Source organism: Rhodococcus sp. NPDC006774, assembly GCF_040636045.1.
Classification (GTDB): domain Bacteria; phylum Actinomycetota; class Actinomycetes; order Mycobacteriales; family Mycobacteriaceae; genus Rhodococcoides.
The window spans coordinates 23,761-48,366 of sequence record NZ_JBEYIW010000012.1 but is presented as its reverse complement, the minus strand read 5'-3'; the positions used below and the strand labels follow the sequence as shown (position 1 = coordinate 48,366).

Below are 24,606 nucleotides of genomic sequence, written 5' to 3'. Positions count from 1 at the left end.
GTCCGGCGGCTATCGAACGCCCGCGCCCTGTGTTCCGATGTTCACCCACGTGATCGACAAGTCCGTCAGGCGTTGACGGCCTTGTACTCCCGTCGGCGACGATGCAGGATCGGCTCGGTGTAGCCGTTGGGCTGGCTCGTGCCCTGGAAGATCAGGTCACTGGCAGCCTGGAAGGCGATGTTGGTGTCGAACTCGGGAGCCAACGGCTTGTACGTCGGATCGGATTCGTTCTGACGGTCCACCACCGGGGCCATCCGCTTCAGCGACTCGCGCACCTGGTCTTCGGTGACGATGCCGTGGCGCAGCCAGTTCGCGATGAACTGACTCGAAATGCGCAGCGTCGCACGGTCTTCCATGAGTGCGATGTCGTTGATGTCGGGAACCTTCGAGCACCCGACGCCGTGGTCGATCCATCGCACCACGTAGCCCAGGATCGACTGCGAGTTGTTGTCGAGTTCGTTCTGCTTCTCCTCGTCGGTCCAGTCCGTGGACGGCGCGAGAGGGATTTCGAGAATGTCGTCGACAGAGGCGCGCTTGGCCTGTGCGATCTCGTGCTGACGGGCGAACACATCGACCTTGTGATAGTGCAGGGCGTGCAAGGTCGCCGCGGTGGGCGAGGGAACCCACGCCGTGTTGGCCCCGGCCTTGGGGTGGCCGATCTTCTGCTCGAGCATGTCGTGCATCAGGTCGGGCATGGCCCACATGCCCTTGCCGATCTGGGCCTTGCCTTCGAGGCCTGCAGCCAGGCCGGTGTCGACGTTGAAATCCTCGTAGGCGGCGATCCACTTCTCGCCCTTCATCGCGCCCTTGCGAACGACGGGACCTGCCTCCATCGAGGTGTGGATCTCGTCGCCGGTGCGGTCGAGGAAGCCGGTGTTGATGAACACGACCCGCTCGGAGGCGGCCTGGATGCACGCCTTGAGGTTGACCGTCGTGCGGCGTTCCTCGTCCATGATGCCGACCTTGAGCGTGTTGGTCGGCAGCGAGAGAACCTGCTCGACACGGCCGAACAGCTCCGCGGTGAACGCGACCTCGTCCGGTCCGTGCATCTTGGGCTTGACGATGTACAGCGAACCGGTGCGTGAGTTGGACAGCACGTTGTCCGAGGTCAGCGAGTGCATACCGGCCAGCGAGGTGAACAGTGCGTCGAGAATTCCCTCGGGCACCTCGTTGCCGTCGGCATCGAGGATCGCATCCGACGTCATCAGGTGACCGACGTTGCGGACGAACAGCAGCGAGCGACCGTGCAGTGTCAGTTCGGAACCGTCGACCGAGGTGTAGGTGCGGTCCTTGTTCATGGCACGAGTGAAGCTCTTGCCACCCTTGGAGACTTCCTCGGTCAGATCGCCCTTCATCAGACCGAGCCAGTTGCGGTAGCCGAGGACCTTGTCGTCCGCATCGACTGCAGCGACGGAGTCCTCGAAGTCCATGATGGTGGTGACAGCCGACTCGAGCAGGACGTCCTTGACGCCTGCGCCGTCGGTCTTGCCGATCGGGCTCTCGGGGTCGATCTGGATCTCGAAGTGCAAGCCGTTGTGCACGAACAGGATCGCCGACGGCGCGTCCGGGGTGCCCTGGTAGCCGAGCAGCTGTGACGGATCCTTCAGCCCGACCGTGCTGCCGTCGGACAGAGTCACCGTCAGCGATGCCGCGTCGACGACGTATCCGGTGGTGCCGACGTGCGAGCCGGAGCTCAGGGGCAGCGCCTCGTCCAGGAAGTCCCGCGCGAAGGCGATGACCTTGTCGCCGCGGACCCGGTTGTAGCTGGTGCCCTTCTCGGCTCCGTCGGTCTCGGGAATGGCATCGGTTCCGTAGAGGGCGTCGTACAGCGAGCCCCACCGTGCGTTGGACGCGTTGATCGCGAACCGGGCATTGAGCACCGGCACCACGAGCTGCGGTCCTGCAGTGGTCGTGATCTCGGTGTCGACACCGGAGGTGCTGATCTGGAAGTCGGCCGGCTCGTCGAGCAGGTAGCCGATCTCCTTCAGGAATGCCTTGTACGCGGCTCGGTCGTAGTTCGGGCCTGCGTGCTCGCCGTGCCAGGCGTCGACCTTGCCCTGGATCTCGTCGCGCACAGCCAGCAACGACTTGTTCTTGGGAGCGAGATCTGCGATCACCGACGCAGCACCGGCCCAGAAGGCATCCGGATCTACGTTCGTACCCGGCAGCGCCTCCTTCTCGACGAAATCGAATAGGACCTTGGCGACCTGAAGTCCACCAGCCTGCACACGATCGGTCATGAATTCCTCACTCTTTCCGGTCACGGACACCGGCTGACCGGTGTCCCCACGACAACGCTGTCGATGTTACTCGGCGGTAGGTCCGACGCCGAACTCGCCGCCGATCAGTAAATTCTGGCATCGAGCGATCAACGCCGAACGCAGAGGTGCCGCTTCGCTCGACAATTCTCCCTGCGCACGCACGTATTCCGCGCGACCGGCCGCGGTCTCGATCCGAATGGGTTCGAGATCGTAGTCGCTCAGGTCGTACGGACTCGCGCGCATGTCGATCGTTCGCGCGTGCAGAGCCAGTTCGAAGCAGTCGGTGAGAAACTCGGAATCGATCAGCGGCCCCAGCTTGTAGCACCACTTGTACAGATCCATCGAGGCATGGATACAACCGGGTTGCTCGGATGTCAGCCGCGAATCCGGAGACAGCGCAAGAGCGTTGCGCGGCGCAGCATCGGGGGTGAAGAACCGGAAGGCGTCGTAGTGGGTGCAGCGCAACGTCATCGAATCGACCACGGCATCGGTTCCGTCGTGTCCGAGACGCAACGGCACCTGGTCGTGACGCTGTGCCGAGGTACCCCCGCGATAGACCATCGCCCACTCGTGCAGTCCGAAACAGCCGAGCACCGGGGGCCTTTCCCGGGTGGCGGCGAGCAGGCCGAGGGTGAATTCGATACTCGATCGTCGTCGCTCCACCAGATCCGACCGCACCCGAAAACCCGGGCCGTCGTCGGTGTCCACCTGCTCGTAGGACGCGAACGCCGTGAAATCGTGCGCACGATCACCGGTGAGGACAACGCCGTGGCCTGGATTCCACCGGCGCAGCTGACCCGGGCGATGACTGTAATAGGTGAACAGGAAGTCGAGAACCGGATGAACGCCGCCGTGACCCCGGTCGGTCAGATAGTCACCGACCAGGTTCTCCACCCGCGCTGCATGCGCAGCGCGACGAGTGATCCACTGCTCCTCGCGCAGCAACGTCGAGTCCGACATTCACACGTTCCGTGGGGGAGCGGGCGTGGACTCGACGCTGGACGACGATTGACCAGGACGAGGACCGGCCACTCGGTGGGTGCCGTCTCGAACCGTACCGACGAACTCCTCGACCAGGTCCTCGAGGGCGACGATGCCGACCGTGGCACCGGTTGCGTCGTGCACGGCACCGAGATGGCTGCTGGCCCGACGCAACTTGGTCAATGCGTCGTCGAGCACCGTGTCGATGGCGACCACCGGAAGCGCCCGCACATCGCTGCGGGGAATGACCGTGTCCGGTCCTGCCGACTCGTCGGCCATGTCGTCGAGGACGTCCTTCAGGTGCAGGTAGCCCACCAGTGCCCCCGAGGCGTCGCGGACCGGATAGCGAGAGAATCCCGTTTCGATGACAGCACGTTCGACGGAGCCGAGCGTGGGTCCGAGAGTGTGGTCGGGCCCGGACAACTCGATACTGCGAACCTGGTGCGAGGGAATCAGAACTTCACCCACCGTCCGGCCGGATGTCTCGAGCGCCTGCCGCAATCGTCGATGCTCCTCGGCGTCGATCAATCCTTCCGATCGTGATTCGCCGATCATCTGCGACAACTCGACCGCCGACACCGAGGAACTCAGCTCGTCCTTGGGTTCGATCCGCAGCAGTCGAAGGGTCAGGTTGGCGCACATGTTGTAGAACGAGATCAGCGGCAGCGCCACCTTGATGAACAGCAGATGGATGGGCACCAGAACCATCGCAGTGCTCTCCGGGCCCGCGATGGCGATGTTCTTGGGCACCATCTCGCCGATGAGAATGTGCAGCACGACCACGAGCGTCAACGCGATGGCGAAGGCGATCGGGTGCAGGAAGGACTCGGGAATGCCGACTGCCTCGAGCGGAACCTCGATCAGGTGTGCCACCGCGGGCTCCGCCACACGACCGAGAAGGATCGAACAGATCGTGATACCGAGCTGGGCAGCAGCGAGCATCTGCGACAGGTTCTGACCGGCCTCGATGACACTCTGCGCGCGCTTCTTGCCTTGCGCGAGCAGAGCTTCGAGGCGATCCCGCCGGGCCGAGATCAGTGCGAACTCGGCACCGACGAAGAATGCGTTGCCTGCGAGCAACAGAACGGCGAGACCGACTCCGAGGAAATCACCCATCGATCTCACCGTCCGATCTCATCCGAGCCACCGCTGCCGCGTCGACGGGCAGGAGCACCACCCGGTCGATGCGGCGGCCGTCCATACGGATCACTCGTGCCACCCAACCGCCGTCTCGTTCGAGCGGATCCTCGTTGGCCGGGGGAGGCAGCAGAACTGCGTCCCCCTCGGTCGGAATGCGACCCAACTCGGTCAGTACCAGACCGCCGATGGTTTCGTACTCGCCCGCCGGCGCGGAATACCCCGTGGCCGACGCGACCTCGTCGATACGCAGCAGGCCTGCGCAATCCCATCCGTCGCCCGACCTGGAGACATCGAGCTCCGGCTCGTCGTGTTCGTCGCGCACGTCACCGACGATCTCCTCGATCAGATCCTCCATCGTGACCATGCCCGCGGTACCGCCGTATTCGTCGACGACGAGCGCGACCTGCATACCGTCGGCGCGCACCCGTTCCATCACCGCATCGCCGTCGAGGCTGGACGGTACGACCGGTACGTCGCGTGCCAGAGACTCGACCGTCGTCGAGCGACGGTGCGATCCGGCGACGGTGAACGCATGCTTGATGTGAACGACCCCGATGGTGTCGTCCAGATCGCCGTCGACCACCGGAAACCGCGAGAAGCCGGTTCGCGCAGCCGTTTCGATCAGATCGGCCACGGTCGCGTCGGTGGCGAGCGTTTCGATCTTCACTCGCGGCGTCATCAGTTCCTCGGCCGTGCGATCACCGAACTGCAACGACCGATCCACCAGTCGGGCAGTGTTCTCGTCGATCGATCCCTGCCGTGCCGACGTGCGGACCAGTGAACCCAGTTCCTGCGGCGACCGCGCGGATCTCAGTTCCTCGGCCGGCTCGATCCCGAGCCGGCGTACCAGCCAGTTCGCCGACCCGTTGAGCCCGTTGATGGCCCATTTGAAGACCAGCGAGAACCCGGCCATCGCACCGGCGGTGACACGAGCGGTCGACATCGGTTTCGCGATGGCGATGTTCTTGGGAACCAGCTCACCGAAGATCATGGAGAACGAGGTGGCCAGGATCAGAGCCACCGCGAGCGAGATGCCTGCGGAGAGGGTCTCGGATGCGCCCAACGCGTCGGCCACGGGTCGAATGAAGCCGGCCAGTACCGGTTCGGCGAGGTAGCCGGTGATCAGTGTCGTGATGGTGATGCCGAGTTGGGCGCCGGACAGCTGAAAGGACAGTGTCTTGTGGGCGTGCAGAACTTGGCGGGAGCGCAGGTCGCCGTTCGCTGCCTGTGACTCGACTGCACTGCGTTCGAGAGCAGTGAGGGAGAACTCGGCCGCGACGAACAGCGCGGTGCCTGCCGTCAGGGCGACGAAACCGAGCAGGCTGACGATGGTGAGAAGAAGTGCCACGCGTCAACTCCGCCTGAGCCGGGACCGTCGAAGCTGGGAAAGGAGCATCGCGCCGCCGGAGTGCACGTGGCTGCCGAAATCTGTGTCGCCGGGTTTCTCTCCCGGCTCGATAGAGGATCCCTCCGAAGTGGAACCGTCGTCGTGTTGTTCCGCAGTTGCCGCAACGGCAACCGAGATAGTGGGTGCCTCGGGCACCTGATTCCCTTCTGTCCGGTTCGCGCTGTGGTCCCACTCCGTGCGGAACCGACCGTTCGGCCACGCGTCGGGAATCGAATGCTCGAATTTCCGACGCGTGGCGAGCGCGAACAACTGTGTGTGCTGTTGGTGAGTCTAACCGTGCCCGACGGTCACCACCCGGAGGGCAGGGGCCGTCCCTCGGCGAATCCGGCGGCGGACTGGACTCCCAGAACCGCTCGTTCGGCCAACTCCGGAAGCGATCGGGCTCCGGCATACGTACAGGTACTGCGAACTCCGGCACAGATGTGATCGATCAGATCCTCGACACCCGGCCGATCGGGATCGAGGCGCATCCGCGAGCTGGAGATGCCCTCCTCGAACAAGGCCTTGCGAGCCCGGTCGAATGCTCCGTCGGTGGCGGTACGGGCGGCAACGGCGCGCTTGGACGCCATACCGAAGCTCTCCTTGTACCGATTGCCCGATGCGTCCACTCGCAGGTCGCCGGGCGACTCGTAGGTGCCGGCGAACCACGAGCCGATCATGACGTTCGCGGCACCGGCAGCCAGTGCGAGTGCAACGTCACGAGGATGGCGCACACCGCCGTCGGCCCACACCGACGCCCCGAGTTCGGCCGCCGCCGCGGAGCAATCGGCAACAGCCGAGAACTGGGGGCGTCCGACGCCGGTCATCATGCGTGTCGTGCACATTGCTCCTGGCCCGACGCCGACCTTGACGATGTCTGCCCCCGCCTGCACGAGATCGCGCGTGCCCTGGGCGGACACCACGTTGCCCGCCGCCAGGGGAACGCCGAGATCGAGGGAGCGCACGGCAGCGAGGGCTTCGAGCATCTTCTGCTGATGCCCGTGAGCGGTGTCCATCACGAGCACATCGGCTCCGGCCTCGACCAGTGCGGTCGCCTTCTCGGCCACGTTGCCGTTGATGCCGACCGCGGCAGCGATACGGAGGCGTCCCGACGCGTCGACTGCAGGCGCGTAGATGCCGGTCCGAACGGCGCCGGTCCTCGTCACGACACCTGCGAGGGAGCCGTCGTTCTCGACGACGACGGCAAGGTGGGCGTGTGCCGCCTCCATCAGCTCGAAGACTTCCTTGGGCGACGCATGGCGAGGGGCGCGCACGAAGTCGGCCGACGCCACGGAACTGAGCCGCGCGAATCGGTCGACGTCTGCGCAGGCGCTCTCGGACACCACTCCGATCGGCTTGCCGTGTTCGACGATCACAACCGACCCGTGTGCACGCTTGTGCATCAGGGCCAGGGCGTCGGACACGGACTCGTTGGGCCCGAGGACGACAGGTGTGTCCGCGATCAGGTCACGACTCTTGACGAATGCGACCGTCTCGGCGACGGCCTCGGTGGGGAGATCCTGCGGGATCACTGCGATCGCTCCGCGGCGTGCGACGGTTTCGGCCATGCGCCGTCCGGACACCGCGGTCATGTTCGACACGACGATCGGAATGGTGGTTCCCGAACCGTCGACGGTGCTCAGGTCGACATCGAACCGCGACGTGACGTCGGTTCGGTTGGGGACGAGGAAGACATCGTCGTAGGTGAGATCGTAGGGCGGTCGGTGACCATCGAGGAACTGCACGTTGATCGAGACTACCGGTCGGTCGCAATCGGTGGGGCCGACGCCCCGTCCATCGTCTCCGTTTCGATGCGGGTCGACGCCTGAGTCCGCGACAGTCGAATCGTCGTGACGACCATGACGAACACCGCCACGGCGATGATGGCGAGGGAAGCCCCGTCGGTTCTGATTCGCTCGTCCAGAACCGCGATGCCGATGAACGCCGCGCCGAGAGGCTCGCCGATCGTGACGGCCGGTAGCGACGCGGACAGGGGGCCGACCTGAAATGCGCGCTGCTGCAGATAGAACCCGAGAGCACCTGATCCCACCAGGGCGTAGGTCTGCCAGGCGGCCAGTGCACCGAGCAGGTCGCTCTCCACCAGATCGGTGACGAACTTCGTCAGAGCCGCAGCCAACCCGAACAGCAAGCCTCCCGCGGCTCCGAGCAACAGAGCCCGCGCGCCGGGAGTTCTGAGCAGGAGACCACCCACCGCAGCGCCACCGATCACGACCGCGGCGATGATCAGCGGCACGATCCAGTCGGACAGAGGGGCGTCGGTGTCACCTTCGCTGGGATCGCCGACCACGATGAACACCGCGAGGGCCGCAGCCAGGAGAAATGCGAGCGCCCACGTCGAGGCGGGGAGTGCCCGGCCCGCCAATTTCGCCGACATCGGGAGGGCGAACAGCAAGGCGGTGACCAGCAAGGGCTGTACGACCAGGACAGAACCGACCCACAACGCAGCGATCTGAACCGCGTATCCGCCCCCGTCGCCGAGTACGCCCACCCACCACCTCGGGCTTCGGATCAGGGCCGAGAGCAGTGACGTTCCCTCGGGAACCGATGCTGCGGCGCTCTGCTGTGCCACCGATGCACAGGCGAACAGGAATGCCGAAACCAGGGCGAGCGCGATCGACAACCAGGAGGCCGTCACCCGCGTCGTCCTCTGCTGCCGCCCCGCCTGCCTCCGGTCCGCCCGCTTCGCTCGTGTCGGACGGGTGCGGCACCGCGTCGTGAACCACGAGGTGCGGGTGATTCCGCAGCCTCGGCCGGCAGCGGTCTGCCGATGGGTGTACGCGCCCCGGTCAGACGACGCCACGAGGTGGGATCGGTCTCGGTGTCGACCACCGTTGCCGAGACACCGGCGTCGCCTGCCATCGCACACACGTGATCCAGCTGTTCGGCGGTGGCCAACGTCACGACGGTTCCGCTGGCTCCGGCGCGTGCAGTGCGGCCTGCGCGATGCACGTAGTCCTTGGAATCCAACGGTGGGTCGACGTGGACCACGAGGGTGACGTCGTCGACGTGAACCCCGCGTGCCGCGACGTCGGTCGCGATCAGCGCGGTCGATGCGCCGTCGCCGAAAGCGGCAAGCGAACGTGTGCGGTGTGCCTGAGTCTTGTTGCCGTGCAACGACGATACCGATACGCCCAGCCGGCGACAGTCGTCGGTGAGTCGGTCGACCGCGTGAGTGGTGCGGACGAACAGCAACGTGCGACCGTCTCTGTTGGCAAGTGCGGCAGCCACTTCGGTCTTGCGGGCAGCATCGACCCTGAACACGTAGTGCGCAATGTCGGGCTCGCTCACCGACTCCGCCGTGGAATGTTCGGCCGGATCGTTCAGGAACTTCGCGACCAGGCGGTCGACGTCCTCGTCCAGGGTCGCCGAGAACAGCAGCCGCTGGCCGACGGCCGGTGTCGCGGCGAGAAGCGACTCGACCTGAGGCAGAAATCCCATGTCCACCATGCGATCCGCCTCGTCGATCACGGTCACCTCCACGCGATTCAACGTGATCGAGCGTCGCGCGAGCAGGTCGTTGAGGCGACCGGGGGTGGCAACCACGATGTCGATTCCGCGCTGAATCTCTCGGACATTGCGCTCGAGCGGGACGCCGCCGACCACACCGACGCTGCGTAGGCCGAACGTCGCGCCGTGGATGTCGAGGACTTCCTGGATCTGGAGCGCGAGTTCGCGAGTGGGAGCAAGCACGAGTCCACGCGGAGCACCGGGCTCACTGCGACGGCCGGCAAGCCGCACGAGCAACGGAAGCCCGAACGCGAGAGTCTTTCCCGATCCGGTCGGAGCACGGCCGAGTACATCGCGGCCCTCGAGCGCATCGGGCAGGGCCGCGGACTGGATCGGAAACGGCTCCGAGACACCCGCTTTTCTGAGCGAGTGGACGAGAACCACGGGCAGTCCCAGTTCTGCGAACGATCGAACGGATTGACCCGGCATGGCTGTGACCCTACCGCTGCGTCCACCAGGCGTCGGAATCTTCTTGTCGGTGCCCCGCGCAATACTCGGGGTAGAACGCATGTTCGATCGGCGTTCGACACGGTGATTGCCGAGGGGGCGATCGCACGCAGAGTGTGGGGGAGCTATGTGCAAGATGTGTCAGGGCTTCGGCGTCGACGAGTACATCGGAGACGTCAGGCGCACCATGGAGCAATTCGGGTGGGCATTGCAATACGTCGAATCCGAGGTCGACCGTGACGGAATCCACCCGGCGTTCTGTTACACCGTCGGCCTCACCGATTTCGGGAGTCCGGAAATAGTCCTGACGGGGCGTGGGCCGACCGAATCCTCTCGGATACTGAACGCACTCGGCGCGTCGGTGGCCTCGGGGATGCTGGAACTCGAAGCCGGAATCGGTTGCTCTGCCGCGGGATTCGAGATATTCACCATCGATGTTCCGGACTGTGCGGACATTCTGTACACGGCATCCGACGTGTACGGCACAGGTTGCTTCAGTGCCGTACAGGCGGTGTGGAAGGACCTCGAAGGTGCACTGCCGTGGGAAGGGATCCCGTCGACGGTGGTCCAACCGATTCTCGGGCCGGTACCCGGCTGACCGGTTCCCGTGCTGTACCGGTGGCGCTGCGTGGTGAACGCAGCGCCACCGGCGGAAGCTTCTCGGTCAGGCTTCGATCTCGGAACGATCGCCGCTCCACAGGGTGTGGAACTTTCCTTCCGAGTCGGTTCGCTCGTAGGTGTGCGCCCCGAAGAAGTCCCGCTGACCCTGTGTCAGAGCGGCAGGTAGACGCTCTGCCCGCAACGCGTCGTAGTAGGAGAGCGAGGACGCGAACGCAGGGACCGGAATGCCCAGTGAAGCCGCGGTGATGACCACTCGACGCCAGCTGTCGATGGCGTTCTCGATGGCATCACGGAAGTACGGGGCCAGGATCAAACTGGGCAGTTCGGCGTTGTCGTCGTACGCGTCCTTGATGCGATCGAGGAACCGAGCGCGAATGATGCAGCCACCACGCCAGATCGTGGCGAGGTCACCGGGATGCAGATTCCAGTCGTATTCGGTGCTGCCCGCGGCGATCTGATCGAAGCCCTGTGCGTAGGCGACGATCTTGGACGCGTAGAGAGCCCGACTGATGTCGTGCGTGAACTGCTCTGCGTCGGTCGGCTTGTCGGCGAGTGTTCCGGAGGCGAGTCCGACGGCTGCTTTGCGCTGAGCGCGTGACCCCGACAGAGCCCGAGCGAACACGGCCTCGGCGATACCGGTGACGGGAACGCCGAGGTCCAGAGCCGCCTTGACGGTCCAGCGACCGGTGCCCTTCTGCTCCGCGGCGTCGACGATCACGTCGACGAGAGGCTGACCGGTCTTCGCATCGACCTGGCGGAGAACCTCGGCGGTGATCTCGACGAGGTAGCTCTCCAGATCACCGTTGTTCCACTCGGTGAACACGTCCGCTACCTGAGCCGGCGTGTAGCCGAGGGCATCGCGGAACAGGTTGTACGCCTCACCGATGAGCTGCATATCGGCGTATTCGATGCCGTTGTGGACCATCTTGACGAAGTGGCCGGAGCCGTCGGGTCCGATATGGGTGCAGCACGGCGTGCCGTCGACCTGTGCTGCGATGGATTCCAGCAGCGGCCCGAGAGCTTTGTAGGACTCTGCCGGACCACCGGGCATGATCGACGGTCCGTTGAGAGCGCCTTCTTCGCCGCCGGAGATACCGGCACCGACGAAGAGCAATCCGCGCTCCTTCATGGCCGCCTCGCGACGGATGGTGTCGGTGTACAGGGCGTTACCACCGTCGATGATGATGTCGCCCTCCTCCATCGCGCCTGCAAGCTCCTCGATCACCGCATCGGTGGGGTCGCCTGCCTTGACCATGATGAGCACTCGGCGCGGCTTCGCGAGAGCGGCGACGAACTCCTCGATGGTTTCGGTGCGAATGAAGGTGCCTTCGGTGCCGTGATCGGCGATCAGGGCATCGGTCTTGGCGACGCTGCGGTTGTGCAATGCGACGGTGTGGCCGTGATGGGCGAAGTTGCGGGCGATATTGGAGCCCATGACGGCGAGTCCGGTGACTCCGATCTGAGCCAGTTCTGTCGGTTCTGCTGCTGAGGTCATACCGACAGCTTTCCCTGCCGAGAGATTTCGCGCGAGCCAACCCCCCGGCAACGACAACGGGTGCCGCATTCGCGAAGAATGCGGCACCCGTTGGTGCAGTTCAGGTCGGATCACGACCTCACGGTGACGAACCGATCAGTGGCTGCGAGCCGGACCGTCGAAACCGTCGTACGAACGGCGTTCCGTGCGGCTGCGGAAGCCTCCGGAGCGGTGCTCGTCCTGGCGGGGGCCGGACGCGGGACGACGGTTGTCGGAGCCACGGTACGAGCTCGAGTCGGAGCGACGCGGGCGATCGCCCTGGTAGCCCTCGCTGCTGCGCGGGTTGGAGCCCTGGTATCCGCCGCTGCTACGGGGGTTGGAGCCCTGGTAGCCCTCGCTACGCGGGCTCGAACCCTGGTATCCGGTGCGGGGACGGTCACCCTGGTAGCCCTCGCTGCTGCGCGGGTTGGAGCCCTGGTATCCGCCGCTGCTGCGCGGGTTGGAGCCCTGGTACCCACCGCTGCTGCGCGGGTTGGAGCCCTGGTATCCACCGCCGCTACGGGGATTCGATCCCTGGTAACCGGGACGGCTGTTCCGGTCGCGGGGAGCGGACTCGGCGCGCAGGGGCTCACCGGTCGGCTTCTTCGCCCCGGTGATGCTGTTCAGCTCGGCCGAACCGGGCGAGACGTTGACGGCGGTGGCCTTGACGCCGGCCATCCCGGTCAGACGCAGAACCTGACGACGCTGGTTGGGGAGCACGATCGCGACGACGGTGCCCTTCTCGCCTGCGCGCGCCGTGCGTCCTGCGCGGTGCAGGTAGTCCTTGTGGTCTGCGGGCGGATCGACGTGGACGACCAGGTCGATGCCGTCGACGTGGATGCCGCGAGCGGCAACGTCGGTGGCGACGAGGACGGGGGTGCGGCCGTTCTTGAAGCGCTCGAGAACGCGGGTGCGCTGATTCTGTGCCTTGCCGCCGTGCAGTGACTCCGCGGCGATACCGAGCGCGCGCAGGCGATCGGTGATTCCGTCGCAGCCCAGCTTGGTACGCGCGAACATGATGGTGCGGCCGCCTTCGCGGGCACCGATCTCGGAGAGAACCAGATCCTTCTGACCCCGGTCGACCATGAGCACGTAGTGATCCATGGTCCGGACGCTGGCCTTGCCGTCCTGGGTGGAGTGCTCGACGTGATCGGGCAGGAACTGGCGTACCAGCGACTGAACCTCACGGTCGAGGGTGGCCGAGAACAGCATGCGCTGTCCGTCTGCCGGAGTGTCGGCGAGGACGGCACGTACCTCGGGCAGGAAGCCCATGTCGGCCATCTGATCGGCCTCGTCGAGCGCGGTGATCTCGATGGAGTCCAGGATGCAGGTGCCCTGACGGAGGTGATCGGCGAGGCGACCCGGGGTGGCGACGAGGACGTCGACTCCGCGGCGGAGCTGCTCGACCTGCTTGTTGAACGGGGTGCCGCCGACGGCGGGCATGACTCGCAGACCCTGGGCATTGGCATAGGGAGCGAGGGATTCGACGACCTGGAACGCGAGCTCGCGGGTGGGGACCAGCACGAGCGAACGCGGGCGCTTGGCAGCCGGGCGGTCGGTGTGCAGCGACAGGCGCTGCAGGATCGGCAGGCCGAAGGCAAGGGTCTTGCCCGAGCCGGTCTGCGCACGACCGAGGACGTTCTTACCGGCGATCGCGTCGGGAAGTGCCTTCTCCTGGATGGGGGAGGGCACGGTGATCGAGTTGCGCGCCAATGCGGCGACGACTGCCTCGGGCAGTCCGAGATCGGCGAAGGTGAAGGCCGGTGCCGCTGCGGGCGTCGGGACTGCCGTGGTGTCGGAAGTGGTGGAAACGGGTGTGTTGGAAACAGCGTGGGTCACGCAGTAAAGCCTCTCCGGATTACGGGCACGCCAATAAGCCCGAAGCTGAGAGCACCCGAATAACCGGGAAACACGAAAAACAGCCAGAACACATTGATACGAGCCAGGGCACTGTCACCTGGCCATCAGAATGCAGATGAGAACTGCATAAAGTGGGGCTGTTTGTGCCATTTCGATTGCTAGGTCGCGATGGCGACCGGTCTCTACTGTACGGGACGTAGCGCGAATTGTTCGAGTCGAGTCGATGTGACCTGTGCGACCCCGATCGCGCACGGACTCACCCGACGAGCTTGCTCAGTTCCTCCAGCCACGGCATGGCCACGTAGATCGTCGGAAGAACGAGGATCACGACGGCCGCCGCGTAGGCGGCCGCGGCGATGCGCACATCGCTGCCCGGGCCGCTCAAGCGCTGAACACGGATGAGGGTGTGCGGACCTCCGGCCGCCATCGCGCCACGCGGTGCGGTGGACCCGGCACACGTGACCAGTGCCCTGGCCAACGGAGTGGGTCCGGTGACCTTGACTGCCGAGTCGTCTGCGAGCAGCTCGACCAGCAGCTGCACACTGCCGAGTGCCGACTTGCTGCGGACGATCCGTGGGAACGCTTCGTTGACGGCGGTGAACGCTTCGAGGACCAGGTCGTGGCGGGCGCGCAGGTGCGACCGCTCGTGACTGAGGATGGCGGTGATCTCCGCCTCGGAAAGGCTGGCCAACGTTCCCCGGCTGAGAACTACCCGCTGACGCAGACCGGGTAGGCAGTACGCGATCGGTTCGGCCGCGTCGAGTACGCGGATGTCTGCATCGCGAAGACCACGAAAAGGGTTTTCGCCCAAGTCGCTTCGATCGAGAAGATCGACGAGCACGCGATGCCTCGATCGTCGACGACGGGTTCTGACCGCTACCCGAACGACCGAGAACATGAGCTTGGCACCGATGCCCAGCGTGATGGCGAGGACGACGACGTAGAGGATCCACAGGGGGAGACCGAGCGCGTCGATCTCGTCGGTGGGTGCCGTGGTGGGGCGACCATCCGGTCCTGGGACCAGCAACAGTCCGCCGATCGCGAGACCGGAGCTGAAAGCCGAGAGCACCGCTGCGAGAGCGATCGCCTGCCACAGCACGAGCGCCGCGCGTGGTGACCGGTACGGCCAACTCGCGCGAGCGAGCACTGCCGGAACCGGCCCAGCCAGGATCAGCGCGAGTACTGCGAATACCAGCGCAGTCGTCGAGTTCATGTCCTCACTTACTGCCGCGAGCGTCAGTCCGTCGGACGGCCATCTCCAGCCGAAGGGGACTTCGATGTCGATTGTGCCACTTCCAACGCGGCCAGCGCCTCACGGAGGGCGGCGGCTTCGTCGGCCCCCACCTGACCGACGAAGTGCACGAGTGCCGCTGCGCGTCCACCCGATGCCGGCGCCTGCGACAGTGCGTCGACCATGAGGCTCGCGACCAGCTCGTCGCGGCCGTGCAACGGTGCGTAGCGGTGCGCTCTGTCGTCGCGTTGCTGCACGACCAGCTTCTTCTTCGCGAGTCGCTGCAGCACCGTCATCACCGTCGTGTACGCGAGTTCGCGATGCGTCGCAAGTGCCTCGTGGACCTGTCGAACGGTCTGGGGATCCGACGACTCCCACAGATGGTCCATCACTGCGCGCTCTAGTTCACCAAGACCAGCCATTCGTCCGAGTCTACGGCTACTCCGACGCGGATGCGTACTACTCGTGGTAGTACCGCCCGCCGAGGCGGTGTGCGTTCGGTCATAGTCGCCGCTGCCGGATTTCGGCGGGTCACCATCGACGCGGTGTCGCGGACGAATATTCTGACGGTAGTTCGTGCCGCATCTCGGTCCGAATCCGTCAGACGAGCGGAGCTCTCACGTGGATTGGTTCGATTCCCTTTCTTTGATCGACGGACCGTTGCCTGTCATCGTTGTCGTCGCCGGAGTACTCGGCGGTGTGTGGCTGCTCGTCTCCCGCTCGCGGCGGTACATGACGCGTGGGCTCCCGATTGCGGCAACGGCGGCCGTCGTGGTCACCGTGATCGGTTACCTGATCGTCGAAAAGGTGTGGCGACCACTCCCTGATCCGATCGAGACGTCCATCTATGTCTGGATCGGGGTCGGCCTCGCGTCCCTGTTCGCGGTGACCCCACGTTCGGTCGCGGCGCACGGGGTTGTGGGTACGTTCGCGTCGGTCGTCGCGGCCGTGCTCGTTGTCGCAGTCTCGGCGCTGAACATCAACCTGAAGTTCGAGGCGTATCCGACCGTGGGTACTGCACTGGGGGTCGAGTCCGCGAGCCGCATTCAGTTCTCCGACGTGCCTGCGGCGGTTTCTCGGACCGTCACCGGAACGCCGCTCGATTCCGTATGGACCTCACCGGCAGGAATGCCGTCCGCAGGACGGATCACCTCGGCTGCCATCCCGGCCACGGCGTCGAAGTTCTCTGCCCGCGACGCGCAGATATACCTTCCCCCTGCCTATTTCTCCGATCCACGTCCGCTGCTGCCGGTACTCGTACTCCTCGCCGGGCAGCCGGGCGACCCGGAGGACTGGCTCAACGGCGGCAAGCTCGCCGAGACGATGGACGACTTCGCCCGCGACCACGCCGGCCTCGCGCCTGTTGTGGTCGTGGCCGACGGCACCGGTTCGCCGATCGACAACCCGCTGTGCGTCGACTCACCGCTGGGCAACGTCGACACGTACCTCTCGCGCGACGTACCCGACTGGATCGACAGTTCTCTTCAGGTCGATCCGGATCGACGACACTGGGCGATCGGTGGACTGTCCTACGGCGGAACGTGTTCCATCCAGATGGCGACAAACCATCCTGACGTCTATCCCACCTTCCTCGACCTGTCGGGTCAGACCGAGCCCAGTCTCGGAGACAGGGATCGCACCGTCCGGGAGGCCTTCGGCGGAAATCCGGCAGCGTTTGCTGCCGTGAACCCACTCGACCTGCTGAAATCGCGTCAGTACCCCGATTCGGCCGGGATTTTCGTCGTGGGGTCGGACGACAACGACTACAAACCCGGTCAGCAAGAGATGTACAACGCGGCGAAGGCTGCCGGAATGGATGTGCAGTACGTGGAGGTTCCGGGCGGACACAGCTTCGCGGTGTGGTCGGAGGGGCTCCGACGCGAGCTGCCGTGGCTGGCAACGAGAACAGGGTTGATTTCGTGAACGTGACCGATCCGGAACGACCGTCCGCGGCGGACGCCGAACCACCCACACCCGCCGAACCGTCGTGGATGTCCCAGCGCGCCGAGTCACTGAGATCGGCTGCGTCTGCCGTGATGCGCCAGCTGCGGCGGGTGTGGGCGCTCATCGTGTTCGGTGCCGTGGGAGCACCGGTCAGTTTCGCTTTGCTCGCCGTGGTCTGGGTGATGGGGATCGTTGCTGCGGTCGTGGACAACCGGGGCGAGATGGACAAGTACTTCGCTGTGGGCATCATGCCGTTCGAGCACTGGCACCTGTGGACCCCGCTCACCTCGGGTCTGGCGGCACCCGACATCGCCGGTTGTGTGGTGGCCACGGTCGGGGTGCTGCTCGCCGCCGCACCGATCGAGCGGCGTATCGGATCGCGTCGCTTCGCCGTCGCCGCGTTCGTGACGCAGGTGGCCGGTTCGCTGTTCGGCCTCGGTCTCGCGGTCCTGGCCAAGACCTTCGACGCGGACTGGGGATTCCGGTTGCACGTCGGAACCGCTGTGGGCCCGACGACCTGGATCTTCGGTGTGGTCCTGGTCGCGACCTCGCGAATGGATACGTTGTGGCGCAGGCGAATCCGCGTCGGTGTACTGGCCCTGCTGGTGACGTTGGCACTGTTCGGTGGACACCTGCAGGATGTCGTTCGGCTCGCTGCGGCGGTGATCGGTCTGATCGTGGGCCCGTGGATCGTCGGCCGATCGGCACGGGGCCCTCGATTGGCGGGTACCCAGCGCGAAGGCCGGGTGCTGGTTGCGCTGATCGTCGCCGCGAGCGCCCTCGGCCCGGTGCTGGCGGCCCTGAGTCCCAATGCCGTCGGGCCGTTCGCTGTACTTCGTGATGTGGTGCGGGGGGTTCCGTACACGGCGGCCGAGGTGCGCGAAATCTGCGCCGACGCGACCACCGATCCGGTCGAATGTCGTCGTGGTCTGCTCGATCTCAGGCTCGGGGGAGTCGGTCCGACGATCCTGAGCATCATGCCGTCCCTGTTCCTGCTCGTGGTCAGTGACGGCCTGCGTCGAGGCAGGCGTTTCGCGTGGGCGATGGCGGTGGTCTCGCAGGGAATTCTGCTCGCACTGTCGGTGGCCAACTTCGCAATCCGGTTCCTCGAGTCCGGTGACGACCAGTCCCTGTTCTACGGATTGGAATCGCCGACGGCGTACCGCACTGCGGTGCCGTTCCTGCTGCCACTGATCGTGTTGCTGGTCCTGATCGTCACGCGCAAGTTCTTCGACGTCTCGGCACCTTCGGGTACCTACCGTCGATGGGCGGGCTCGGTGGTCGGAGTGGCGGTCGGACTCGCCCTGATCTACTCGATCGGTGGATATCTGGCCCGTGATGGCTTCGCCGATTCACCGTCCTTCGGCGGATTGCTGGTGGACTTCCCACAACGACTGGTTCCCCCGGTCTACCTGCAGTGGCTCGAACCCGCCCTGCTACCGCAGAGCACGCCGACGACCCTGCTCTTCGAGTGGACCGGCGTGGTGTTCTGGGTTGTGGTCTGTGTGCTCGCCGCCAGCACGTTCCTCACCCCGGTGTACGGCACCGAGACCGACGCCACCGAACGCGCTCGCGGATTGCTCATGTCGAGCAGTGGGTCTGCTCTGTCGTGGATGACGACCTGGCGCGGCAACAAGTACTGGTTCGGTCCGGACGGTCGCAGCTACGTCGCCTACCGGGTCATCTCCGGCGTGGCGCTGACCACCGGCGATCCGGTCGGTCCGCGGGAGTCCTTGCGGGACAACGTCGTCGACTTCGCCGAGTTCGCGTCCGAGAACGGCTGGATCCCGTGCTTCTACTCGGTCACTCCCGAGGTCCGCCGCATCACCGACTCCCTAGGTTGGGGTGGAATCCAGGTCGGTGAGGAAACGGTTCTCGACCTGGACGGAATTGCGTTCACCGGCAAGCGATTCCAGGACGTGCGGACTGCACTGAACAGAGCGAAGAAGGCCGGCGTCGTCGCCGAGTGGATTCGTTTTCCTTCTGCTCCGCTGGCGATCACGGACCAGATCACTGCGATCTCGGAGGAATGGGTCGCGGACAAGGGCATGCCCGAGATGGGCTTCACCCTCGGCGGTCTCGAGGAGGTCGACGACGAGAACGTGCGGTGCCTGATCGCCGTCGACGAGCACCGGACCGTGCACGGCGTGACCTCGTGGATGCCGGTGTACGAGGACGGCGTCATCGTCGGATGGACGCTCGACTTCATGAGACGCAGATCCGAGGGCTTCCGGCCCACGATGGAGTTCCTCATCGCATCGGCCGCTCTGCTGCTCGAGCAGGAGGGGGCCCGATTCCTCAGTCTCTCGGGCGCACCCCTGGCCAAGGTCGACGAGAAGCAACCCGAACACGTCTCCAGTGTCGAGCAGTCGACGCTGTCGGGGCTGCTCGAGCGGCTGCTGGACGTTCTCGGACGCACGCTCGAACCCGTCTACGGATTCCGTTCCCTACTGGCGTTCAAGTCGAAGTTCCAGCCTCGCTACGAGCCGATGCACATGACCTTCGCGGATCCGGCCGCACTGCCCAGCATCGGCAATGCGATCGGCCGGGCATATCTGCCGGACGTGTCGATCGGTCAGGGTGTCAAGCTGGTGCGCACGATGATCGAGCGGTGAGACTGCGCGCTACCGCTCGGTGGAAGCACCTGCGGTGGTGTGGCTCTCGGACCGTACGGGTCCACCGACCGACCCGTACACGTGCCGGGTGCCGATCGGAACGATGAGGGGACGATCGGACATCGGATCGTCGATCACGGCGGCTTCGAGGCCGAACACGTCGAGGAGCAGTTCCTCGGAGATGACGTCCTGTGGCCTGCCGGACGTGACGATCCGGCCCTGCTTCATCACGATCAACCGGTCGCTGTAGCGAATCGCCAGATTCAGATCGTGCAGGACCATGACGATGGTGCGGCCCAGTTCGTCGTGCAGGCGGTCGATGAGATCGAGGACCTCGATGGAGTGCGCCAGATCGAGGTAGGTGGTCGGCTCGTCGAGCAGAAGGATGTCGGTGCCCTGGGCCAGCGCCATCGAGATCCACGCGCGTTGCCGTTGGCCACCGGACAGTTCGTCGACGGGTCGGTCGGCGAGGTCACCGACTCCGGTCAGTTCCAGTGCGTTCGCCACCTCGGCCTCGTCGTCCGAGCTCCACTGCCTGATCCACGACTGGTGCGGGTGACGACCTCGTGACACGAGATCTGCGACGGTCAGTCCTTCGGGAGCGGTCGGTGCCTGAGGCAGCATCCCGAGGGTGCGTGCCACTTCTTTGGTCTTCATCGAAGAGATGGCCCGACCGTCGAGCATCACGCTGCCGGCCTTGGGCTTGAGCAGACGGCCGAGCGAACGCAGCAGCGTCGACTTTCCACAGCCGTTGGGTCCGATGACCGTGGTGATGACCCCGGTGTGGATCTCGAGATCGAGGTGCTCGACGATGACGCGGTCGCCGTAACCGAGGCTCAGATCGTTCGCGATCAGACGCGAGGTGTGGCTGGTTGTCATACGGAGGCCTTTCGATTACTGCGAACGAGTAGGTAGAGCAGGAACGGTCCGCCGAGGGCCGAGGTGACGATGCCGACCGGAAGCTCCACCGGCAGAATCGTGCGCGCGATCAGATCGCTTGCCACGACGAGCAATCCACCGAGCAGTGCCGACGCGATGATCGGCGGGCCGGGCGTTCGCAGCACCCTCAGCGCGATCTGAGGAGCGGCGAGCGCGACGAATCCGATGGGCCCCGCGGCGGCGGTCGCGATCGCGGCGAGTGCGACGGCAGCGAGCAGCATCATTGCCTGACTGTGTTGCAGGCGAACACCGAGCGATCGTGCGTTGTCGTCGCCGAGTCGCAGGGCACCCAGCGTGAACGTCGCGACGACGGTTCCGCCGCCGACGAGGACGACTGCGATGGCCACCGGCCAGACCGCGCCCCAATCGGCTCCGTTGAGCGACCCGTTGAGCCAGACCTGGGCACGGGAAACATCGTTGATGTCGGCGCTGATCAGCAGCCAGCCGATCACCGCGGTGAGCATCGCGTTGACGGCGATTCCGACCAGAATGAGGCGGAACCCGTCGACGCCCTTGCGCCAGGCGAGGGTATAGATCGCGATCGCGGTGAGCACCCCGCCGATCAGTGCAGCGAGAGGAAGGCCGAGGGTGGCGAGCAGCCCGCTGAAACTGCCGCCACCGCCGAGCACGATCAGTGCGACTGCCGCGGCACTGGAACCGGCGGTGATGCCCAGGATGTCCGGGCTGGCGAGGGCGTTGCGGGAGATCGACTGCGTGATCGCGCCGGATATGCCGAGGGCGGCCCCGACGAGGAGCCCGGTCAGTGATCGGGGCAGTCGCAGGTCCATCACGATGAATCGTTCGATCCTCGAACCGCCGCCGAGCAGTACGTCGAGTACCTGCGCGATCGACAGCGGGAAGTCGCCTCGGCCGATGTTCACGCACATGACCAGCACCAGTGCCGCCGCCAGGAGGACGGTCGTCAGGACCATCAGTGGGCGTCGGACCATCGAGATCGGACCGAAGCGGAACGCCGGCCGGGTGCGAACGCCACGCTGGCCGGGCGTCGGTGTGGGGGACTTCAGGTCGGCGGTCACAGGCCGACCAACTTCCGGCGTCGGACGAGAGCGATGAAGAACGGCGCTCCGATCAGTGCCAGAACGATGCCGACCTGAAGCTCGCCCGGGCGCACCACGACTCGTCCGATGACGTCGGCGATCATGAGCATCACGCCGCCCATGAGACCCGCATAGGGCACGAGCCAGCGGTAGTCGGGACCGGTCACCGCGCGGGCGATGTGCGGAACGACGAGGCCGACGAACGCAATGGGCCCGCATGCTGCGGTCGCTGCGCCGGTCAGCAGGGTGATGGCGAGGATGCCGACGGTGCGGGTGACCGCGATGTTGGTCCCGAGCGATCGTGCGACGTCCTCGCCGAGGCTCATGACGTTGAGGCCGGGTGTGCTCGCCAACGCGATGAGGACGCCGATCACCAGGAACGGCAGAACCTGCCACAGTACGTCGAGACCGCGTCCTGCAACGGATCCGACCACCCAGAAGCGGTAGCCGTCCAAGCTGGTCTGATCGAGCAGTACGACGGCGTTGGTCATGGCCGAGAGAAAGAATGCGACGCCGGCTCCGGCCAGCGCGAGATTGACCGGACTCGATCTGCCGGACCCGATCGACGACAGGCCGAACACCACGATGCTCGCCACCGCCGAACCGGCGAACGCGAACCACAGGTACTGACTCGGTGAGGTGAACCGGAACAGGTAGATGGCCATGACGACGAAGAACGCCGCCCCGGAATTGAGGCCGAGCAGGCTGGCGTCGGCCAACGGATTGCGGGTGTGCCCCTGGATGAGAGCGCCTGCGATGCCGAGCGCGATTCCCACGACCAACGCGAGCACCGTGCGGGGAACTCGCAGCGTGCGCACGATGATGTCGGTGTCGGTGCCCGTCGAATTCAGCAGGGCGTGGGCGATTTCGGCGAAGGTCAGTGGTCGCGCGCCGATGGCGATGCTGGCGAGTATTCCGGCGACGAGAGCTGCGACAAGGACGGCCAAGCCGAGCAATCTTCGGCGCCGAATCGCGGCGACCGAACCGTCCTTGGGAATCGGCTCGAATCCCTCCGCTGCCGCGGTCTTCTCTCGAACGATCTCGGACGACGAAGCGTCGATCCCGAACTGGCGCCGGAGGGCACGGCGAACACCGATGGGACCGTGCGTGGCGCTGTCACGCAGTGTCAGACCCATCCAGCGGCGGCCGGTGCTCTGGCCTTCGTTGCCGTCGCGGTAGCCGCGATTCCAGACGAACAGGGCTACGGCGACGCCCACCGCGATGGTGCCGAACACGATTCGGTCCGCCTGGCCGCCGCCGTTGTCGTCGCGAAGAGCGTCGACGATCGACCAGCCGACGAACAGAGGGACCAGCACGATCAGTGCGTCGATCGCGGCTGCAGCGATGCGGGAGCTACGCGGCGGCGGCCCGGTGGGCACGTCTTCGGTCCCGTACGGCTCGTCGGAAGACCGGCGTGCGCCGTGGGGGCCGAGTAGCGGAGCTGTTGTCACAGTGCTCGTGACTCCTCGCTGTTTTCGAAGGGACTCGGTTTAGGTTACGGAACCCTTCCTCGGCATGTGAGGTGAGGTAAGGGTAGCGGTGCCTGACCCGCTTTACGATCTGGTTAGGCTAACCTACATTCAGCGGGTAGGGGTGCGACGCGTGCACCCGCCGAGAACCTAAGGAGCGATCAGGTGTCAGTTGCAACAGCGTCATACATGGGCTGGGCCGATGTGCATCGATTCTCGAGTCGATCCGGCGGGGCGGCGCTGTTGGCCGACTCGTGCGCGACCCTGCGTGCACTCAACCCCGATTACCCGCGGATGTACGCGGTGGCAGCCATGGCGAACGAGGGCAAACGCCGTTGGTGGCAGTTGGCGGTGGGTCTCGACGACGGTCGCGTCGAGCAGATGTATCGACGATCGCTCGAGGATCTCGATGTTCCCGAGGCTGCGGCAGTGCAGGTCGCAACGGCCCTCATTCACGCCGTCGTCGGACGAGTGGCCGCGTTGCTGGTTCTGGAGGCACGCGCCTGGGATCCGGGCATCGACAATCTGTGGATCCACATGGACAGTGACGGCGGGATCGATTGGGCTGGAGTGGCATCGCCGATCCTGCGAGTGCTGCCCGAGGATTCCGCTGCGGGTGAGCCCGGCACGGTCACACTTCCGTGTGAACAGGCTCTGTTGGTCTGGACTGCGCATCGATGCACGACGTCGCTCGGGCCGGTGTTCCGGGCGATCGCCGACCGCGCACCGCTGGATGCGCGTGTCTTCTGGGCTCTGGTGGGTGACGCCATCCTCGGGGCCTCGACGTATGTGCCGATTCTGGCGGGGGCGAGCGCATCGGCAGGTGCGCGCCGGGGTCAGATGCTGCTCGACGCCATGGTCGCCGCCGGTGCTCCCGTGCGATCACGCGTCGGGGTTCCGGGGCGAGCGAGACTGCGGGCATCGTGAAGGCCTTGCGCCACAACTAAGGTTTGCCTATGCTGACTTTGTACCAACGGACCGCGCCGGAGTCCTGAGGGCTGCAGTGACTCCCGGTCCTTGCCACGGTGGGTCTCTCGTTCTTCGACGAACGAGAGGCCCACCGATTTTTGTGGGTCGATCGTCGTGTATCTCTGAACGGGAGTCGACAGCCGAGTCGGCCACACTCTCGACGCAACCGGAAGGCACAGCAATGACGGACTCGAACGGCACCAACGGGGAGACCTCCTTCGACACGATGACGCCGGAACAGCTCACCGAATTGTGTGCAGGAGGGTTCGACGGAGCCGTCGGCCTCCGATACCTCGAGGTCTCCGGCGACAAGGTACGCGCCGAATGGACCGTCACCCCGCAGCTTCATCAACCGGCGGGAATCATGCACGGGGGCGTGCTGTGCTCGGTGGTCGAGTCGGTGGCGAGTATCGGCGGATCGGCCTGGTTCGGCTCCCGGGGACACGTGGTCGGCACCAACAACAACACCGATTTCCTGCGCGCGTCTCGATCGGGAACCCTGACCGCGCACGGACATCCGATTCATCGGGGCCGCACCCAGCAGCTCTGGCAGGTCGACATGACGGACGAGAGTGGACGCCTGGTTGCTCAGGGCAAGGTCCGGCTGGCGAATATCGAAAACACCGCGCATCTGGGACAGTGA

19 protein-coding genes are annotated in these 24,606 nt (G+C 65.5%); 5 read left to right on the top strand and 14 right to left on the bottom strand.

Translation table 11 applies throughout. From position 1 onward, the window contains the following. Positions 1 to 65 precede the first annotated feature (65 nt). The 7 genes from ABZ677_RS18600 to ABZ677_RS18570 all read right to left on the bottom strand — a co-directional run bounded on the left by ABZ677_RS18600 (position 66) and on the right by ABZ677_RS18570 (position 9,726). Positions 66 to 2,240: a malate synthase G gene (locus ABZ677_RS18600; protein ID WP_358371951.1), complete on the bottom strand. Its 2,175-nt coding sequence runs from the start codon at positions 2,238 to 2,240 to the stop codon at positions 66 to 68. Positions 2,241 to 2,306: 66 nt separating this feature from the next. Continuing rightward, positions 2,307 to 3,221 (bottom strand): 3-methyladenine DNA glycosylase, encoded by a 915-nt coding sequence (locus ABZ677_RS18595; protein WP_358371949.1) that lies wholly within the window; start codon positions 3,219 to 3,221, stop codon positions 2,307 to 2,309. Beyond that, positions 3,222 to 4,358 (bottom strand): hemolysin family protein, encoded by a 1,137-nt coding sequence (locus ABZ677_RS18590; protein WP_358371946.1) that lies wholly within the window; start codon positions 4,356 to 4,358, stop codon positions 3,222 to 3,224. It abuts the gene before it with no gap. Further along, on the bottom strand, positions 4,351 to 5,730 hold the full coding sequence (locus ABZ677_RS18585; RefSeq protein ID WP_358371943.1) for a hemolysin family protein: 1,380 nt from the start codon (positions 5,728 to 5,730) through the stop codon (positions 4,351 to 4,353). The genes ABZ677_RS18590 and ABZ677_RS18585 overlap by 8 nt, the downstream gene beginning before the upstream one ends. Positions 5,731 to 6,077: 347 nt before the next feature. After that, positions 6,078 to 7,514: a GuaB1 family IMP dehydrogenase-related protein gene (locus tag ABZ677_RS18580; RefSeq protein ID WP_037189253.1), complete on the bottom strand. Its 1,437-nt coding sequence runs from the start codon at positions 7,512 to 7,514 to the stop codon at positions 6,078 to 6,080. An 11-nt stretch (positions 7,515 to 7,525) separates the two neighbouring features. Then, positions 7,526 to 8,425, bottom strand: a complete 900-nt coding sequence (locus ABZ677_RS18575; RefSeq protein WP_358371940.1) for a DMT family transporter — start codon at positions 8,423 to 8,425, stop codon at positions 7,526 to 7,528. Further along, entirely contained in the window at positions 8,422 to 9,726 is a 1,305-nt protein-coding gene (locus ABZ677_RS18570) for a DEAD/DEAH box helicase (RefSeq protein ID WP_358371938.1), read from the bottom strand. The genes ABZ677_RS18575 and ABZ677_RS18570 overlap by 4 nt, the downstream gene beginning before the upstream one ends. 145 nt (positions 9,727 to 9,871) lie before the next feature. Between ABZ677_RS18570 and ABZ677_RS18565 the strand changes: the two genes are divergently transcribed. Next, positions 9,872 to 10,342: a DUF4262 domain-containing protein gene (locus ABZ677_RS18565; protein ID WP_358371935.1), complete on the top strand. Its 471-nt coding sequence runs from the start codon at positions 9,872 to 9,874 to the stop codon at positions 10,340 to 10,342. 66 nt (positions 10,343 to 10,408) lie between these two features. Here the strand turns inward: ABZ677_RS18565 and gndA are convergent, their stop codons facing one another. The 4 genes from gndA to ABZ677_RS18545 form a co-directional block, all read right to left on the bottom strand. Further along, positions 10,409 to 11,860 carry an NADP-dependent phosphogluconate dehydrogenase gene (gene gndA, locus ABZ677_RS18560; protein WP_094634437.1) on the bottom strand — a complete coding sequence of 484 codons (1,452 nt, stop codon included), beginning with the start codon at positions 11,858 to 11,860 and terminating at the stop codon, positions 10,409 to 10,411. 135 nt (positions 11,861 to 11,995) lie between these two features. Next, on the bottom strand, positions 11,996 to 13,615 hold the full coding sequence (locus ABZ677_RS18555; RefSeq protein WP_230596234.1) for a DEAD/DEAH box helicase: 1,620 nt from the start codon (positions 13,613 to 13,615) through the stop codon (positions 11,996 to 11,998). A gap of 379 nt (positions 13,616 to 13,994) precedes the next feature. Next, entirely contained in the window at positions 13,995 to 14,951 is a 957-nt protein-coding gene (locus ABZ677_RS18550; protein WP_037189259.1) for a M56 family metallopeptidase, read from the bottom strand. Positions 14,952 to 14,974: 23 nt separating this feature from the next. Continuing rightward, the gene (locus ABZ677_RS18545) at positions 14,975 to 15,391 is read right to left on the bottom strand and encodes a BlaI/MecI/CopY family transcriptional regulator (protein WP_032398122.1); all 417 of its coding nucleotides are present in this window, start codon (positions 15,389 to 15,391) and stop codon (positions 14,975 to 14,977) included. Between the two features lie 199 nt (positions 15,392 to 15,590). Here ABZ677_RS18545 and ABZ677_RS18540 point away from each other — a divergent pair, with 199 nt between their 5' ends. Further along, on the top strand, positions 15,591 to 16,892 hold the full coding sequence (locus tag ABZ677_RS18540; protein WP_358371931.1) for an alpha/beta hydrolase-fold protein: 1,302 nt from the start codon (positions 15,591 to 15,593) through the stop codon (positions 16,890 to 16,892). Positions 16,893 to 17,005: 113 nt separating this feature from the next. Beyond that, the gene (locus ABZ677_RS18535; protein WP_256986466.1) at positions 17,006 to 19,528 is read left to right on the top strand and encodes a DUF2156 domain-containing protein; all 2,523 of its coding nucleotides are present in this window, start codon (positions 17,006 to 17,008) and stop codon (positions 19,526 to 19,528) included. Positions 19,529 to 19,537: 9 nt separating this feature from the next. Here the strand turns inward: ABZ677_RS18535 and ABZ677_RS18530 are convergent, their stop codons facing one another. From ABZ677_RS18530 to ABZ677_RS18520, 3 genes are all read right to left on the bottom strand, one after another. Beyond that, positions 19,538 to 20,407 carry an ABC transporter ATP-binding protein gene (locus tag ABZ677_RS18530; protein WP_358371928.1) on the bottom strand — a complete coding sequence of 290 codons (870 nt, stop codon included), beginning with the start codon at positions 20,405 to 20,407 and terminating at the stop codon, positions 19,538 to 19,540. Next, on the bottom strand, positions 20,404 to 21,417 hold the full coding sequence (locus tag ABZ677_RS18525) for an iron chelate uptake ABC transporter family permease subunit (RefSeq protein WP_358372084.1): 1,014 nt from the start codon (positions 21,415 to 21,417) through the stop codon (positions 20,404 to 20,406). Before ABZ677_RS18525 ends, ABZ677_RS18530 begins: the two co-directional genes overlap by 4 nt. A gap of 83 nt (positions 21,418 to 21,500) precedes the next feature. Beyond that, positions 21,501 to 22,976 carry an iron ABC transporter permease gene (locus ABZ677_RS18520; protein WP_082323575.1) on the bottom strand — a complete coding sequence of 492 codons (1,476 nt, stop codon included), beginning with the start codon at positions 22,974 to 22,976 and terminating at the stop codon, positions 21,501 to 21,503. 183 nt (positions 22,977 to 23,159) lie between these two features. Here ABZ677_RS18520 and ABZ677_RS18515 point away from each other — a divergent pair, with 183 nt between their 5' ends. Beyond that, the gene (locus ABZ677_RS18515) at positions 23,160 to 23,921 is read left to right on the top strand and encodes a hypothetical protein (protein WP_358371924.1); all 762 of its coding nucleotides are present in this window, start codon (positions 23,160 to 23,162) and stop codon (positions 23,919 to 23,921) included. 268 nt (positions 23,922 to 24,189) lie between these two features. Then, a complete protein-coding gene (locus ABZ677_RS18510) occupies positions 24,190 to 24,606 on the top strand; it encodes a PaaI family thioesterase (RefSeq protein WP_037189975.1) in 417 nt (138 codons plus the stop codon).